A 15,316-nucleotide genomic window follows, 5' to 3' on the forward strand; every position below is an offset into this window, starting at 1 on the left:
GCGGTCTCCTACAGCAGTACGGCGGCGGCGAGGCCCAGGAACGCAAAGAAGCCGACCACATCGGTCACCGTGGTCACAAACGCGCCTGAGGCCAGCGCCGGGTCAATTCCAAACTTCTCCAGTAGAACCGGGATCACCGTTCCTGCGAGCCCGGCGACGACCAGATTGATGACCATCGCGACGGCAATCACTGCGCCCAGCATCGGCGAGCCGAACCAGGCGATGCCGACAACCGCCATCACCACCGCAAAAATCACCCCGTTGACCAGCCCCACCAGCACCTCGCGGCGGATCACCCGCCAGACGTTGGAACCGGTGAGGTCGCGGGTGGCAATCGCGCGCACCGCCACCGTCAGCGACTGGGTGCCGGCATTACCGCCCATGGAGGCAACAATCGGCATCAGCACCGCCAGGGCGACGAACTGGGCGATGGTATCCTCGAACAGCGCAATCACCAGCGAGGCCAGCACCGCCGTTACCAGGTTCACCGCCAGCCAGGGGAAGCGGCGCTTGGTGGTCTCGATCACCTTGTCCGCCAGCGAGCTTTCCTCGCCGACACCGGCCAGGCGCAGGATGTCCTCCTCGTGCTCCTCGTCCAGCACGATCATCGCGTCGTCGATTGTGATGACCCCGACCAGGCGGCCCTCGTCATCCACCACCGGCGCGGAAATCAGGTGGTACTGGTTGAAGGCATAGGCGACGTCTTCCTCGTCCTGATCCGCCGGAATGACCTGGAATGTGTCTTCCAGCAGATCGGTCAGCGGCACCTCGCGCCTAGAGGCCATGATCCGGCCCAGGGTGACATTGCCGATCGGATGCGCCCGCGGGTCGACCACCACTACGTGATAGAACTGTTCCGGCAGATCCTCGGAGGCGCGCATGTAATCAATGGCCTGGCCGACATTCCAATGCTCCGGCGCCATCACCACTTCGCGCTGCATCAGACGGCCGGCGGAGCTTTCGGGATAGCTCAGCGACTGCTCGACCGCGACCCGGTCGGCATCCTCCAGCACGTCGAGGATGGCCTCCTGCTGCGGCTCCTCCAGGTCTTCCAGGAGGTCGACCACGTCGTCGCTTTCCAGCTCCCGCACCGCCTCGGCCAGGACCGCGGGGTTGAGGATGGAGATCACTTCCTCGCGGATGCTGTCGTCCAGTTCCGAGAGGATTTCGCCGTCGAATTCCCGGTCATAGAGATGGATTAGCCGGGTCCGCTCTGCAGAATCGATCTGCTCCAGAAGGTCGGCGATGTCGGCGGCATGCAGGTCTTCCAGCAGCTCGGTCAGGGTTTGCTGGTCGCCCTGCTCCACCGCCTCCAGAATCTGGGCCACCAGCTTGCGGTCCAGGTCATAGGCGTCGTCCTGAGACAGGTCGCCGGAGATGTTGTCGCCGCTGCTCATGTGATGCCCCCGGATTTTCTGCGCGTTTGCCTGCAAAATAGAAGACGCCGCGACCGGAAAACAATGGCAATGCCACAATTTACCAGCGCTGCTCCGGCGGGTATCCTGAGCGGAGCCATTTTGCAAGGAAAGGGTTGAAAGAATGGGCACCGGCGTCATCCTGAAGGGGCAAGTTCTGTCCTTTACCCGCTCCCCCTTTACCGGGGACCGCCCGGAAGACGCGGTCCGGCTGCAGGAGGCGGTTGCGGTGCAGGACGGCCTGATCGCGGGTGCCGGCACGCTGGCGGAGATGCAGGCGCTGCTGCCGGAGGCTGAGGTCAGCGAGTACGGCCAGAAGCTGATCCTGGCCGGCTTTGTCGATGCCCATGTGCACTACCCGCAGACCGCAATCATCGCCAGCTGGGGCAAGCGGCTGATCGACTGGCTGAACAGCTGCACCTTCCCGGAGGAAATGCGGTTTGCGGACCGCGCCTATGCCGAGGAAATTGCCGGGCGCTACCTGGACCTGACCGCAGCGCATGGCACCACCACGGTCTGCAGCTATTGCACCATCCATCCCGAAAGCGTCGATGCTTTCTTCGCCGCCGCGCAGGCGCGCGGCCAGCGGGTGGCTGCGGGCAAGACCTGCATGGACCGCAACGCGCCGGAGGGGCTGCGGGACACGGCGCAGTCGGCCTATGACGACAGCGAGGCGCTGATCACGCGCTGGCACGGGGTGGACCGTTTGGAATACGCCATCACGCCGCGGTTCTCGCCCACCTCGACGCCGGAGCAGCTGGAGGCGATGGGCGCGCTTTGGGGCAAGCATCCGGAATGCCTGATGCAGACGCATCTGAGCGAACAGACCGATGAGATTGCCTGGGTCCGGGAGCTGTTCCCGCAAGCGCGGGATTACCTCGACACCTATGAGGAGTTCGGCCTGCTGGGCGCCAAGGGATTGTACGGCCACGCCATCCACCTGGAGGAGCGCGAGCGGCACCGGCTGCGCGAATACGGCGCGGCACTGATCCATTGCCCGACGTCCAACACCTTCATCGGCTCGGGCCTGTTTGACATGGCCGGGCTGATGGCGGAGGGGCAGCGGATCGGGCTGGCCACCGACACCGGCGGCGGGTCGAGCTTTTCGATGCTGCGCACCATGGCGGCGGCCTATGAAATCGGCCAGCTGCGCGGCACGCCGCTGCACGCGGCGCAGTTGCTGTGGCTGGCGACCCAGGGTTCTGCAACGGCGCTGAGGATGGACGGGAAGATCGGCAATATCGCAGAAGGCATGGAGGCAGACCTGGTGGTGCTGGACCTGGCCTCCACTCCAGCCATCGCCCAGCGGTCCGAGCGGGCCGAGGATATCTGGGAAGCGGTGTTCCCGACCATCATGATGGGCGATGACCGGGCCATTGCCGAAGTCTGGATCGGCGGCAAGCCGGTCACGGACTGATGGAAGCGCAGGCTCAGCAGCCCGGACGGGCCAGCACCATCACCCAGATACGGCCCTTGCCGCGGGCGATGGCGAATTCGGTCACTTCACGGTTGAGCATATTCCTGCGATGGCCGCGGGACGCTTGCCAGCTAGCCATCACCTCGTCCAGGCCGGGCTGGCCCTTGGCAATGTTCTCTGCCGCCGCGCACCAGCCATAGCCAACATGTTTCAGGCGGGCGCCGAGAGTGCGGCCGCTGCTGCCGGTGTGGGAGAAGAACCCGTTACGTGCCATGTCTTCGGCATGAGCGCGCGCGGCCTGTTCCAGCCCGGCGGAATAGGTCAACGGCGGCAGGCCGGAGCCTGCACGAAAGCCATTGATGCCTGCCAAGGCGGCGGAACGGTCCACATCCTGCGCCTGGGCCTGCACGGCCCACAAGAGGATGAAGGCCGCGGCAAGCCGCCGCTTCTTCATGGCGTCATCCCTCCATCAGCTTTTGCGCCAGGCCGCGGTGGCGTTCCAGCAGCTGCGGCAGGTCCAGAGTGGTCAGCTCACCGCCGCGGATGATCTGCTTGCCCTCGACGAACAGGTGCTTGACCTGGGCCGGCCCGGCCAGCAGCAGCGCCGCCGGGTCCCAGCTGCCGCTGGAGGCGATGCCGGTGGTATCCCACACCGCGATATCCGCACGCTTTCCGGGTTCCAGCCGGCCGCAATCGGGGCGGCCCAGCACATCGGCGCCGCCGCGGGTGGCAATCTCCAGGGTTTCATAGGCGCTCATCGCGTCAGCGCCGTTGGCGACCCGTTGCAGCAGCATGGCCTGGCGTGCCTCGGCGCTGAGGCTGGCCATGTCGTTGCTGGCGGAGCCGTCCACCCCCAGCCCGACCGGAACACCCGCATCACGCATCGCGCGCACCGGGGCGATGCCGCTGCCGAGGCGGCAGTTGGAACAGGGGCAATGCGCCACCCCGGTACGGGTTCTGGCAAAGAGATCAATCTCTTGCACGTCGAGCTTCACGCAATGGGCATGCCAGACGTCGTCTCCGGTCCAGCCGAGCTCCTCGGCATACTGGCCGGGGCGGCAGCCGAATTTCTCCTCGGAATAGGCGATATCTTCGTCGTTCTCGGCCAGGTGGGTGTGCAGCATCACCCCCTTGTCGCGCGCCATCAGCGCGGCATCGCGCATCAGCTCGCGGCTGACCGAAAAGGGCGAACAGGGCGCCAGGCCGACACGGCACATCGAGCCTTCGGACGGATCGTGGAAGGCATCCACCACCCGGATCATGTCGTCGAGGATGGCGCGCTCGTTTTCGACCAGGCTGTCGGGCGGCAGGCCGCCGTCGCTTTCGCCAATGCTCATGGCGCCGCGGGTCGGGTGGAAACGCAAGCCGATGTCGCGGGCGGCGTGGATGGTGTCCTCCAGTCGGGAACCATTGGGATAAAGATACAGGTGGTCGGAGCTGAGGGTGCAGCCCGACAGCGCCAGTTCGGCCAGGCCCAATTGGGCAGAAACGAACATCTCGTCCGGGGTGAACCGCGCCCAGACCGGGTAGAGCCGCTGGAGCCAGCCGAACAGCAGCGCGTCCTGAGCGCCCGGCACCGCGCGGGTCAGGTTCTGGTAGAGGTGGTGATGAGTGTTGACCAGGCCAGGGGTCACCACGCAGCCGCGGCCGGAGACGGTCTCGCCGCTGGTCTGCAGCCCCTGCCCCACTGCGGCAATCACGCCGCCGCGGATCAGCACATCGGCGCCGTGCAGCACCCGGCGGGAATCGTCCATCGTCAGGACGGTATCGGCGTTTTGAATCAGGATCTCTGTCATATCCACACACTCCAATAGACAGCCCGCTTCATGGGAATGTGTGATCGGCCGATGGAAAACGGGCGAAGAACCGGCCTGCGGCAAACCTACAGGCCAGTGTTGCCGATTTCAACCCGTCTAGAACTGGCGCAACAGTTCCAGCGCTGCCGCGTGGATCTCCGGATTGGCCGCTGCCAGGGCGCGGCCGCCATTGTGAGCCGGGTTGCCCTGCCAGTCGGTGACAATGCCGCCTGCCGCGTGGATCACCGCAATCGGCGCCTGGATGTCATAGGCGTTGAGGCCCGCCTCAATCACCAGATCCGCCTGCCCTGCCGCCACCAGCGCATAGGCGTAGCAATCCATGCCATAGCGCGTCAGCTTGGCACGGGCAGAAACCCGTTCGAAGCCTGCGCGCTCTTCGGCGGATCCGACTTCGGGGAAGGTTGTGAACAGGATCGCGTCCGACAGCGCAGCCGTGCTGCGGGTCTGCAACGGCATTTCGCCGAGCGGGCCGGTCATTGCCGCAATCTCCGCCCCGCCGCAGAAACGCTCGCCGGTATAGGGCTGGTCGATCACACCGAGGAACGGGCCGTGTTCATCCGCCAGCGCAATCAGCACCCCCCAGGTCGGCGTGCCGCTGATGAAGGCGCGGGTGCCGTCGATCGGGTCCAGAACCCAGGTGCGGCCGGAAGTGCCGGGTTCAGCGCCGAATTCCTCACCCAGGATGCCGTCCTCCGGGCGCAGCTCTGCCAGCACCGCCCGCATCGCCTGCTCCGCCGCGCGGTCGGCAACGGTGACGGGATCGAACCCGCCTGCCAGCTTGTTCTCGGTGTTCAGAGCAGTGGTGCGGAAATACGGCAGGATGGCGGCGCGGGCTGCGTCTGCCATCCTGTGTGCAACGTCGAGATCGGAATATGCGGCCTGTGTCATGTCTGAACGGGTGCCATCCGGCCGGTTTCGTTGCAAGCGCAAAACCTGTCTCCTGGCCGGTTTTGCGCTGCAATGGCCGCTCAGGACCCGTCCGCTCTTCAGGCGGCGTCGCTCAGCACCCGTGCCAGTTCAAACAGGCGGCGGCGCTGGTTTTCGGGAATCGCGTAGTAGGAACGCACCAGATCGAGCGCTTCCTTGTCGCCCATCAGGTCTTCCGGCACGGCAGCCTTTTCGGCCGGGGCCTTGCCCTCTTCCTGCAGGCCTTCGAAGAAAAAGCTCACCGGCACCTCGAGGGCGTCGGAGATATCCCACAGCCGGGACGCGCTGACCCGGTTGGCACCGGTCTCATACTTCTGAATCTGCTGGAACTTGATGCCGACCTGCTCGGCAAGCTGCTGCTGCGTCATGCCGATCAGCCACCGGCGGTGGCGGATGCGCTTTCCCACATGCACGTCAACGGGATGAGCCATGCGTTTCTCCTAGTCTCTATATCCGGCCGCAACCCGGACCGCTGCATTCCTATTAACCCGTTCTGGCGCCTTCAAATCCTGGCCGGAAACAGGTTCCCCATCAGAGCGATCTGAGATCAACCTCTATGCAAAAGTGTACAACCCTTGCGGTTGATTGCAAGACTGCCGTCGCCCCCGGCGGGGTCCGGAAGCTCAACCGCATGATTTCATGTATCATTTTTCTAAACGTTTTATTGCCAAGCGGCTGCCGATCGCGTACCTCCCCAAAAATAGCGAGGTGTGCCCCGGTGCGGGTACCCGGCAGTGTGGCCGTGCGAATCATTCCGGCTCCCGCAGAAGGTGAGGTTAAATTATGCTGGCTTACCAAGTTTCTGGCTTCGACAGACCAGCGGCCCTGACGGAAACCGGATGCCCGCCGCCGGGCCCGGGAGAAGCAGCCGTGGCGCTGCGGGCCTGCGGCCTGAATTTTGCCGACCTGCTGATGATGAAGGGCAGCTATCAGGACACCCCGGAGCCGCCCTTCACCCTGGGGCTGGAGGCCGCCGGGGTGGTGACAGCGCTTGGCGAAGGAACTGAAGGATTTGCCGTTGGCGACCGGGTGGCGGTGTTCAGCGGCTCCGGCGGGCTGGCGGAGGCAGGCGTGTTTGATGCCGCGCGGCTGATCCGTATCCCCGATACGATGAGTTTCGAACATGCCGCGGCAATGCAGATCGCCTATGGCACCAGCCACATGGCGCTGGACCACTGCGCCCGGCTGCAGCCGGGTGAGACATTGCTGGTGACCGGGGCTGCGGGCGGTGTCGGCCTGACCGCGGTGGAGATCGGCAAGCTGATGGGCGCAACGGTGATTGCCCAGGCCCGCGGCAAGGAGAAGCTGGAGGTGGCAGCAGTCGCCGGAGCGGATCATCTTATCGGCGCAGAGGAGGACCTGCGCAGCGCGGTCAAGGCGCTTGGCGGCGCTGATGTGGTCTATGACGCGGTGGGCGGTGATGTGTGGAAGGCCGCCTTCCGGTCCGCTAATCCCGGCGCGCGGCTGCTGCCGGTGGGCTTTGCCGGCGGCGAAGTGCCGCAGATCCCGGCCAACCACCTGCTGGTGAAGAACCTGACAGTGATCGGTTTCTATCTGGGCGGCTACATGAAGTTCCGCCCCGAGGCGGTGCGGCGCTCTTTCGAGACACTGTTTGCCTGGCACGGCGAAGGCCGCATCAAGCCGCACATCAGCCACACGCTGCCGCTGGAGCGGACCGGCGAAGGGCTGGAGCTGCTGCGCAGCCGCAAGTCCACCGGCAAGGTCGTGATCACCACCAGCACCAGCGGCTGACTGTTCGGAACGGCTAACTGCGGAACAGTTTCCTGCCGGGCAGCTCCCGCCCGCCGCCGGTGCATCTGCCAATGCACCACCCCCGTTGGGCCAGGCTCAGCGCCTGTGGCGCTGAGCCTGGCCCAAGGCCGCCAAGGATGCGCTGGCGAAGCCAGGGCAGCCTGCGGGCGCGGGAGCACCCCTGCCGGTTTCTCCAGCCTGTCTCTGCCTTCCTGAGCCGGTAAACGGCCCGGCCCGTGCTCTGGTATGTCAGCTGGCTGCGCGCAACGGCGCCGACCACAGCCCCTGGAAGCCCTGACGGATGAATTCGGCCAGTTCCTCAACATAGGGCGCGCGCACCCGCTCGGCTCCGTAGAGGTTGATGTGCTGCATGGGAAGGTCCGGCAGGCCGCAGCCCTGGTCGATCAGTTCCTGATAGCCCGGCTGGGTGCCCTCCAGCAGCACGCCAACGGCAAGATCGGCGCTGACCGTCGCCTCGACCGTGCGGTCGGAATCGCTGTCGAGTGCCATCTCCCATTCGATGCCCGCCTCATCCAGCGCCGCCGTGGCCACCGGGCGGAAGCTGCAGTTGCGGCAAAACCCGAGCCGCAGGGGGCGCTGGCGCCAGACCGAACCGTCCGGCGCGCCGACCCAGCGCAGCGGCATGCTGTGGATCGTCTCGCCGCCCTCGCCCGCACCGGTCTCGGTGGTCAGGATCAGATCAAAGGCGCCGCGGCCGAACTCCGCCTTGAGATCGCGGGTGTTGGAGGTGCAGAGATTCACATTCACCCGCGGGTAGCTGAGGTTGAAGCGCTTCAGCACCTTCGGGATCACCGGGTGCACCACATCATGCGGCACCCCGAGCAGCACCTCGCCCTCATAGGCCTGATCGGTCAGCCTGCCGATCACCTCGTCGTTCAGCGCCACCATCTTGCGGGCATACCCCAGCATCTGCTCGCCCTCCGCCGTCAACGCGATGGTGCGGCCGGAACGGTCCAGCAGATCTACCCCCAGCAGTTCCTCCAGGCGCTTCAGCTGCATGGAGACTGCCGACTGGGTCAGATGCAGAAAACCCGCCGCCCGGGTCACGCCGCCATTGTCCGCCACCGCCACAAAGGAGCGGAGCGTGGTGATATCAAGATTCCTTACCATCACGACCCCTGATGCATTCCATCAAAAACATTCGTTTTAAAAATATGCCACAGGGAACCATATTCATCAACACAATTGATCACCCAAAAGGGAAGTATCACAAACTTAGCTGAAGGACCTCCGCGATGACCCATGCACCCCTTTCCTGCGCCGCCCCCTGCGCCGCCGCCCCGCGTCTGCCGCTGTCCGCCCGTCTTGGCCTGCACCTGGCGGCCTGGCGCCAGCGCCGCCAGCTGGCCAAGCTGGATCAGCGCGCATTGGACGATATCGGCGTCACCCGGGCAGAGGCGGAGGCCGAAGCCCGCCGCGGGTTCTGGAGCGCGCCGGAGCACTGGCTGCTCTGAGCGGGAAATAGCCCGAATCCGCCTTTTCCGGCGGGCCGCTGAACGGCGGCCCGTTTGCTCGTTTTTTTCATGCATTTCTTGCTCCGAAATACTTGAACCGCAACGCGCTTCGCCCGATATTTACCGGGAAAGCTGCCGGCCACGGCTCAATTCGCGCGCGGGCAGCAAGGGAGTAGATTACGGAGACCATTGAGAATGGCACAGTTTGACACCATCCGGTCTGCCGCCGGCGCCCGCGCCGCGCAGATTGATGAGGGCCTGCGCGCCCATATGAACAAAGTCTACGCCACCATGGCGGCAGGCACGTTCATCACCTTCCTGGCCGCCTGGGCAATCGCCGGGCTGGCTGTCACCGCCGACCCGGCAAACGCCGTGGCGCAGCTGAGCGCTGACAAGTATCTGACCAGCGTCGGCTACGCGCTTTATGCCTCGCCGCTGAAGTGGGTGATCATGTTTGCCCCGCTGGCCTTCGTGTTCGGCATCGGCGCCGCCGCAAACCGCATGTCCGCAGCGGGCGTGCAGCTGCTGTTCTACGTTTTTGCCACCGTGATGGGCCTGTCGATCAGCTCGATCTTCCTGGTCTTCACCGGCGAGAGCATCGTGCAGGTGTTCCTGATCACCTCCATCGCCTTTGCAGGCCTGTCGCTGGTGGGCTACACCACCAAGAAGGACCTGTCCGGCATGGGCGCCTTCCTGATCATGGGCCTGATCGGCCTGATCGTGGCGTCGATCGTCAACATCTTCCTGGCCTCCTCGGCCATGGCGTTTGCGATCTCTGTGATCGGCGTGCTGATCTTTGCGGGCCTCACCGCCTATGACACCCAGCGGATCAAGAACGACTACCTGCAGATGGCCCACGCGGGCGACCAGGAGTGGCTGGCAAAATCCGCGATCATGGGCGCGCTGAGCCTGTATCTGGACTTCATCAACATGTTCATGATGCTGCTCCAGCTGCTTGGCAACCGCGAATAAGCGCACCTCCATACCAGGCACTGCAAGGGGCGGATCGATCGATCCGCCCCTTCTCATTTCAACAACAATAACAAGGCATACACCATGAAGATCATTGATATTCCCGCCACCGGCGCAGAGCGCCTGGTGCCGATGCTGCAGGATCTGCACGCGCTGCACGTAGCCTATCAGCCGGAGCGCCACATTCCGGCGCCAGGCAGCGACGGTCTGGCCAAATGGCTGGAGGACTGGCTGAGCGGGGACAACGTCTTTGCGCTGGCGGCAGAGAGCCCGCAAGGCACCCTGCTGGGCTTTCTGATCTATGAGTTGCAGGAGCGCCCCGCGCTGCCGGTCCGTCCTGCCGAAACCCGTGCGATGCTGCACCATATTTCGGTCACCGAGGCCTGGCGCCGGATGGGCATCGGCAAGGCGCTGGTCGAGGCGATGAAGGCCCGCGCGCTGGAGGCCGGCGCCACGGTGGTTGCCGCCACTTATGCGCCGTTCAACACCGCCTCAGCCGCGCTGATGAAGGGGATGGGAATGGAGCCGGTGCTGACCCTGGCGGAATGGCGCGTCTGAGGCCCGGCACAGGTTCAGGGACCTGATATCAGGACCCAGTGCCCGAACAGTCCAGGCCAGCGGAGATGGCGATGGTACCGCGGCTGCTCGACACCTCGCGGATCTCGCCATCCAGCCGGCAGCCGGAAGCATCCGTCACCAGGCCGCGGAAATCCGCCTCGGCAATGTCGGGCAGGCTGGGCACCGCGCTGTCCTCAGGAACGCTCAGCACTGCCATGCCTGCGCTGCCGGAACGGACCAGGCACAAAGCCAGTTCACGGCCCTGAAGCTGCACGATACTGTCCACGACAGCGCGGTCAGGCTCCACCGCCAGAACAGGGGCCGCCGGCCGGGCCTGCAGGCGCTGTGCCGCAACTGCAGGCGGCGGCGGCACAGCCGCCCCTGCTTCAAAGGAACTTGAAACCGGCGTCGCGGCCGCTGCCAGCACCGCGGCTATCACAAGAGTTTTCACAGCACATCCACCCGTTTGCTCATTAACCCACGGGGGCAAGCCTAGTGCATAATTGCGGCGGAAAGATGCCGCCGCGGCAGGCGGATGCGGACAATCCAAGCGGCATTTTCCGGCAATTCAAGGCAATGCCTCGATCCGCTGGAGGGCCTGCAAAAGAAAACGGGCCGCGCCTGGCGCGACCCGTTTCCTGAAATCGCCCCGAAGGAAAGGCTTACTTGATTTTGCCTTCCTTGTACTCGACGTGCTTGCGGACAACCGGGTCGTATTTGCGCACGACCATTTTCTCGGTCATGGTGCGTGCGTTCTTCTTGGTGACATAGAAGTGGCCGGTGCCCGCGCTCGAGTTCAGGCGGATCTTGATGGTGGTCGGCTTCGCCATGGTGCTTCTCCTGCGTCCGGAAAGGCTGGAAGCCCTTCGGTAAATTCCTGTCTGAAGCCCGGCTTTTACCCGCCCCAGCCCCCAAGTCAATAGGATTCGCCCCTATTCCCCAAGGGATTTATGCGCAGAAGGCCTGTAAGCCGGATCCTGTCCCCCCGGGACCGTAATCCCGGGCTCGACGGCCATTCATCTAGGCGGCGCATTGCTGCGCCGCTCAAGCTGCCAACCCGGCCCCTCTCGGCTGAAGCGTACCTAGCGGCGGTTTCCCGGTTGCCCGGGACCTGCCCGCGCGGGGGCCCTATTTGGCATTGCTCCCAGTGGGGCTTGCCGTGCCGCCGCTGTTGCCAGCAGCGCGGTGGGCTCTTACCCCACCGTTTCACCCTTACCCGCGCGGATGCTCCTTTGGCGGACCTCCGGTCCGGCGGGCGGTCTGTTTTCTGTGGCGCTTTCCGTCGGGTTTCCCCGCCCGGGCGTTACCCGGCACCGTTGCTTCATGGAGTCCGGACTTTCCTCGCAGGGGCTTGCGCGCCCCGCGCGGCCGTCCAGCCTTCTGCGCGACTGGAGGGGTAGAAACAACAGCGTGCCGCGTCAAGCGGATAGTGCGGCTGGAGGGGCTTTGCCCCTCTTGGCCCTTGGCCGGGGCCCCGCCCGTCCGTCACTGAAAACAGCCTCCGGACGGTTTTCCGGGCGTTCCTCACCCCAGGATATTTTCAGCCAGATGAAGATTGGCTCCGTTATTCATCTGGCCCCGAATATCCCGGAGCGCAAGGCAGAGACACGCATTATTTCAGGTTTCAAGCGCGTCAGACCCCAGAGAGGCGAAATCCGCGGGCGACAGCGGGCCGCGCGCCCAAGGGCGGAACCGCAAGCGGACTGCGGCCAGAAGCGCCTCGTCATCCGCCGTGGCGGTAAAGCCGGCCACCGCGGCGGCCTTCCGGAAATGCTCAAAGGAAGAATGCTGCGGAGCCTTGCCATTGACAGCGTCTGCCGCCAGTCCCTGCCGCGCCAGCCGTTCCCAGTCAAAACGCGGGCCCGGATCAAATTTGCGCCCCGGCGCCATGCAGGAATGGCCGATCACCCCCGCGGCCGGGATGCTCCAGCGCTGCATCACACCGCGCATCAGTTCTTCCAGGGCCGCCATTTGCGGGGCGCTGAACGGGTGCGCCCCGAGGTTGTCGAGTTCGATGCCGATGGAGCGGGAGTTGATGTCGTCCTGGCCGCGCCATTCGCCGGCCCCGGCGTGCCAGGCGCGGTGCTCTTCCGCCACCATCTGCCAAAGGGTGCCATCAGCGCCGATCAGGTAGTGGGCAGAGACCTCAGCCGCCGGATCGCAGAGCCGCTCCAGCGCGGCCTGCGCACCCTTCATGGCGGTGTAGTGCAAAACGATCAGGGACGGCATCAGACCGTCCCTGCGGGGCCCGAAGTTCGGGCTGGGGTGCCAGAGGGCGCCTGGCTGGTCAGGCCCGCGCTGGTCCGGGGCCATCAGTTCTGGACGGCCAGCCGGTAAGGTGCCGGGTCCCAGCCGCAGGCAAAGCCGTCGCCATCCGGGTCCAGCGCCTTGCGGTCGCGCTCCGGGCCGCCGGTTTCGAGGAAGGCGACCTGGGCCTGATCAGGCGACGCAAACTCTGCACAGTTGCGCTGGTTGCGGGCCTTCAGGTTGATGCCCGAGCGGCTGTAGATGCGCACCCCCTTGGGGTTGCTGGTGCTGAGGGCGTAGCGCACGATGTTGGGACCTGCGTCCTCGGTGCGTTGCGGCACCGCGACCGGCTGCACCTGCTGGTACTGCGCGCGCTGGCGCTCCAGCCGGGCAGCATCGCTTTCGATCGACTGGCGGGCCGAAACAGCCTGGAAGTCGTTCTCATCCGAAATCCGGGCGCTTCCACCCGGTTGCGGCGCCGGATTAGACGGGCTCGCCTGCAGCGGCGCAACACCGGAGTTGGCACTGGAAGCCGCCAGGGCTGCGGCGGTTTCGCGGGCGATGTCCGCATCGCTGGCGGCGGTGCTGGCAGTGCTGAACGTGCCCGCCGCGGCCGTCGAGCCCGCGCTGCGCGGAGCTGCCGTGACCAGGTACGGTTCTGTCGACACCCGGACCGGCGGCACCAAAGGTTCGCCGGTGATGGTGGTGCCGGCGGCAGGCGGCGGCGCGAAGGGATCGCCGTCGATGCCAACGCCTGCGGCGCTGTCGGGGACCTGGGGGGAACAGGCAGCCATAACCAAAAGGCTGCCTGCAGCGGCGTAGGATGCGAATGCGCGCATGGGGTTACCTGTCTGCTCTGCTCAATTGCTGAGGCAGACGTTTACCACCATTGCTGCGGCTTGGCTACAAAGCCGGCCGCATTCTCCAGCGCATAGGCAGTGTTCAGCAGATCGCCCTCTTCCCAGGGCTTGCCGATCAGCTGCAGGCCCAGCGGCAGGCCCTGCTTGTCGAGCCCTGCCGGCACCGCAATCCCCGGCAGGCCTGCCAGGTTCACGGTGACGGTGAAGACGTCATTGAGGTACATCTGCACCGGATCCGCCTCGGTCATTTCGCCCAGGCCAAAGGCCGCGGACGGGGTGGCCGGGGTCAGGATCGCATCGACACCGGCGGCAAAGACGTCCTCGAAGTCCTTCTTGATCAGGGTGCGGACCTTGCGGGCGCGGTTGTAGTAGGCGTCATAGAAGCCTGCCGACAGCACATAGGTGCCGACCATGACGCGGCGCTGCACCTCGTGGCCAAAACCCTCGGCACGGGTCTTCTCGTACATCTCGGTGATGCCGTCGCCGGCTTCCAGCGTGGCGCGGCGGCCGTAGCGGACGCCATCATAGCGCGCCAGGTTCGACGAGGCCTCAGCCGGGGCAATCACGTAATAGGCGGGCAGCGCGTATTTGGTATGGGGCAGCGAGATGTCGACGATCTCGGCACCGGCGGCCTTGAGCATCTCGGCACCATCGGACCACAGCTTCTCGATCTCGCCCGGCATGCCGTCCATGCGGTATTCCTTGGGGATACCGATCTTCTTGCCCTTGATATCGCCGGTCAGCATCGCCTCGAAATCCGGCACGGCCAGTTCGGCAGAGGTCGAATCTTTGGGGTCGTGGCCGCACATGGCTTCCAGCATGATGGCGGCATCGCGCACCGATTTGGTCATCGGGCCGGCCTGGTCCAGCGAGGAGGCAAAGGCGACGATGCCCCAGCGCGAGCAGCGGCCGTAGGTCGGCTTGATGCCGACGGTGCCGGTGAAGGCGGCTGGCTGGCGGATCGAGCCGCCGGTGTCGGTGCCGGTGGCCGCCAGGCAGAGGTCCGCGGCCACGGCAGCGGCGGAGCCGCCGGAGGAGCCGCCCGGGGTCAGCTGGGCGTCATCGTTGCCGCGGCGCCAAGGGCTCACGGCATTGCCGTAGACGGAGGTTTCGTTGGAGGAGCCCATCGCGAACTCATCCATGTTCAGCTTGCCCAGCATCACGGAGCCGGCATCGGCCAGTTTCTGCGAGACGGTGGATTCATACTCCGGCTTGAAGCCTTCAAGGATCTTGGAGGCTGCTTGCGAAGGCACACCCTTGGTGCAGAACAGATCCTTGATGCCGACCGGCAGGCCGCACATGGAAGGCGCATCGCCCGCCTTGATGCGTTCATCCGCGGCCTTGGCGCGCTCCATCGCAATCTCGGGCGTCTTGTGCACGAAGGCATTGAGCGCATCCGCGGCGTCGATCGCCTTAAGACAGGCCTCGGTCAGCTCGACGGAGGTGGTGTCGCCCTTGCGCAGCGCGTCGCGGGCCTCTGCCAGGCCCAGTTTGTTCAGATCGCTCATGTCTCTCACTCCACGACTTTGGGCACTGCGAAAAAGCCTTCGCGGGCGTCCGGTGCGTTCGCCAGCACCTTGTCCTGCTGGTTGCCATCGGTGACTTCATCCTTGCGGCGCTTGAGGCGCTGCGGGGTGACGGAGGTCATCGGCTCGACGCCCTCGACATCCACCTCGTTCAGCTGCTCGATGAAGCCCAGGATATTGTTGAACTCGTCTGCCAGCGCCGGCAGCGCGTCATCCTCGACCTTGATCCGGGCCAGTTTGGCCACCTTGGCGGCAGTGCTTTGGTCAATCGACATGGAAACCCTCATCTGGTGTTGGATAGGCATTTACCGCCGTGCCGCCTGCGCTGCAAGCCGGCTGCGGCGTGCTGC

The 15,316-nt window shown here is 65.2% G+C and carries 17 protein-coding genes and 1 other RNA gene; 5 read left to right on the top strand and 13 right to left on the bottom strand.

Annotated elements, in window-relative coordinates:
- Positions 1 to 8: 8 nt before the first annotated feature.
- A complete protein-coding gene (mgtE, locus tag ACFMBG_RS06725; RefSeq protein WP_421053936.1) occupies positions 9 to 1,397 on the bottom strand; it encodes a magnesium transporter in 1,389 nt (462 codons plus the stop codon).
- 142 nt (positions 1,398 to 1,539) lie between these two features.
- On the opposite strand from mgtE, the gene guaD reads away from it, so the two are divergent.
- On the top strand, positions 1,540 to 2,832 hold the full coding sequence (gene guaD / locus ACFMBG_RS06730; RefSeq protein WP_421053937.1) for a guanine deaminase: 1,293 nt from the start codon (positions 1,540 to 1,542) through the stop codon (positions 2,830 to 2,832).
- A gap of 13 nt (positions 2,833 to 2,845) precedes the next feature.
- Here the strand turns inward: guaD and ACFMBG_RS06735 are convergent, their stop codons facing one another.
- The 4 genes from ACFMBG_RS06735 to ACFMBG_RS06750 all read right to left on the bottom strand — a co-directional run bounded on the left by ACFMBG_RS06735 (position 2,846) and on the right by ACFMBG_RS06750 (position 6,007).
- On the bottom strand, positions 2,846 to 3,286 hold the full coding sequence (locus ACFMBG_RS06735) for a CAP domain-containing protein (RefSeq protein WP_421053938.1): 441 nt from the start codon (positions 3,284 to 3,286) through the stop codon (positions 2,846 to 2,848).
- A gap of 4 nt (positions 3,287 to 3,290) precedes the next feature.
- Positions 3,291 to 4,628, bottom strand: coding sequence for an 8-oxoguanine deaminase (locus tag ACFMBG_RS06740; RefSeq protein ID WP_421053939.1), 1,338 nt, complete (start codon positions 4,626 to 4,628; stop codon positions 3,291 to 3,293).
- A gap of 117 nt (positions 4,629 to 4,745) precedes the next feature.
- On the bottom strand, positions 4,746 to 5,537 hold the full coding sequence (gene hisN, locus ACFMBG_RS06745; RefSeq protein WP_421053940.1) for a histidinol-phosphatase: 792 nt from the start codon (positions 5,535 to 5,537) through the stop codon (positions 4,746 to 4,748).
- 98 nt (positions 5,538 to 5,635) lie between these two features.
- Complete coding sequence (locus ACFMBG_RS06750; protein WP_039168241.1) at positions 5,636 to 6,007, bottom strand: helix-turn-helix domain-containing protein; 372 nt, start codon at positions 6,005 to 6,007, stop codon at positions 5,636 to 5,638.
- Positions 6,008 to 6,359: 352 nt separating this feature from the next.
- On the opposite strand from ACFMBG_RS06750, the gene ACFMBG_RS06755 reads away from it, so the two are divergent.
- Positions 6,360 to 7,328: an NADPH:quinone oxidoreductase family protein gene (locus ACFMBG_RS06755; RefSeq protein WP_421053941.1), complete on the top strand. Its 969-nt coding sequence runs from the start codon at positions 6,360 to 6,362 to the stop codon at positions 7,326 to 7,328.
- A gap of 249 nt (positions 7,329 to 7,577) precedes the next feature.
- Here the strand turns inward: ACFMBG_RS06755 and ACFMBG_RS06760 are convergent, their stop codons facing one another.
- The gene (locus ACFMBG_RS06760; RefSeq protein ID WP_421053942.1) at positions 7,578 to 8,459 is read right to left on the bottom strand and encodes a LysR family transcriptional regulator; all 882 of its coding nucleotides are present in this window, start codon (positions 8,457 to 8,459) and stop codon (positions 7,578 to 7,580) included.
- 125 nt (positions 8,460 to 8,584) lie between these two features.
- Between ACFMBG_RS06760 and ACFMBG_RS06765 the strand changes: the two genes are divergently transcribed.
- The 3 genes from ACFMBG_RS06765 to ACFMBG_RS06775 all read left to right on the top strand — a co-directional run bounded on the left by ACFMBG_RS06765 (position 8,585) and on the right by ACFMBG_RS06775 (position 10,333).
- A complete protein-coding gene (locus ACFMBG_RS06765; protein WP_421053943.1) occupies positions 8,585 to 8,803 on the top strand; it encodes a YjiS-like domain-containing protein in 219 nt (72 codons plus the stop codon).
- Between the two features lie 195 nt (positions 8,804 to 8,998).
- On the top strand, positions 8,999 to 9,775 hold the full coding sequence (locus tag ACFMBG_RS06770) for a Bax inhibitor-1/YccA family protein (protein ID WP_421053944.1): 777 nt from the start codon (positions 8,999 to 9,001) through the stop codon (positions 9,773 to 9,775).
- 84 nt (positions 9,776 to 9,859) lie between these two features.
- The gene (locus ACFMBG_RS06775) at positions 9,860 to 10,333 is read left to right on the top strand and encodes a GNAT family N-acetyltransferase (RefSeq protein ID WP_421053945.1); all 474 of its coding nucleotides are present in this window, start codon (positions 9,860 to 9,862) and stop codon (positions 10,331 to 10,333) included.
- Positions 10,334 to 10,361: 28 nt separating this feature from the next.
- Here the strand turns inward: ACFMBG_RS06775 and ACFMBG_RS06780 are convergent, their stop codons facing one another.
- The 7 genes from ACFMBG_RS06780 to gatC form a co-directional block, all read right to left on the bottom strand.
- Positions 10,362 to 10,784 (bottom strand): hypothetical protein, encoded by a 423-nt coding sequence (locus tag ACFMBG_RS06780; RefSeq protein ID WP_421053946.1) that lies wholly within the window; start codon positions 10,782 to 10,784, stop codon positions 10,362 to 10,364.
- Between the two features lie 211 nt (positions 10,785 to 10,995).
- Positions 10,996 to 11,163, bottom strand: coding sequence for a 50S ribosomal protein L33 (gene rpmG / locus ACFMBG_RS06785; RefSeq protein WP_008554190.1), 168 nt, complete (start codon positions 11,161 to 11,163; stop codon positions 10,996 to 10,998).
- A 120-nt stretch (positions 11,164 to 11,283) separates the two neighbouring features.
- An RNA gene (gene rnpB, locus ACFMBG_RS06790) (RNase P RNA component class A) lies at positions 11,284 to 11,717 on the bottom strand.
- 233 nt (positions 11,718 to 11,950) lie between these two features.
- Positions 11,951 to 12,646 carry an N-acetylmuramoyl-L-alanine amidase gene (locus tag ACFMBG_RS06795; RefSeq protein ID WP_421053947.1) on the bottom strand — a complete coding sequence of 232 codons (696 nt, stop codon included), beginning with the start codon at positions 12,644 to 12,646 and terminating at the stop codon, positions 11,951 to 11,953.
- A complete protein-coding gene (locus ACFMBG_RS06800) occupies positions 12,646 to 13,419 on the bottom strand; it encodes a hypothetical protein (RefSeq protein ID WP_421053948.1) in 774 nt (257 codons plus the stop codon). Before ACFMBG_RS06800 ends, ACFMBG_RS06795 begins: the two co-directional genes overlap by 1 nt.
- A gap of 41 nt (positions 13,420 to 13,460) precedes the next feature.
- Positions 13,461 to 14,948, bottom strand: coding sequence for an Asp-tRNA(Asn)/Glu-tRNA(Gln) amidotransferase subunit GatA (gatA, locus tag ACFMBG_RS06805; RefSeq protein ID WP_421053949.1), 1,488 nt, complete (start codon positions 14,946 to 14,948; stop codon positions 13,461 to 13,463).
- A 5-nt stretch (positions 14,949 to 14,953) separates the two neighbouring features.
- Positions 14,954 to 15,241, bottom strand: a complete 288-nt coding sequence (gene gatC / locus ACFMBG_RS06810) for an Asp-tRNA(Asn)/Glu-tRNA(Gln) amidotransferase subunit GatC (protein WP_421053950.1) — start codon at positions 15,239 to 15,241, stop codon at positions 14,954 to 14,956.
- Positions 15,242 to 15,316 lie beyond the last annotated feature (75 nt).

The sequence above is a fragment of the Leisingera coralii genome (assembly GCF_049056525.1).
GTDB classification, from domain to species: domain Bacteria; phylum Pseudomonadota; class Alphaproteobacteria; order Rhodobacterales; family Rhodobacteraceae; genus Leisingera; species Leisingera coralii.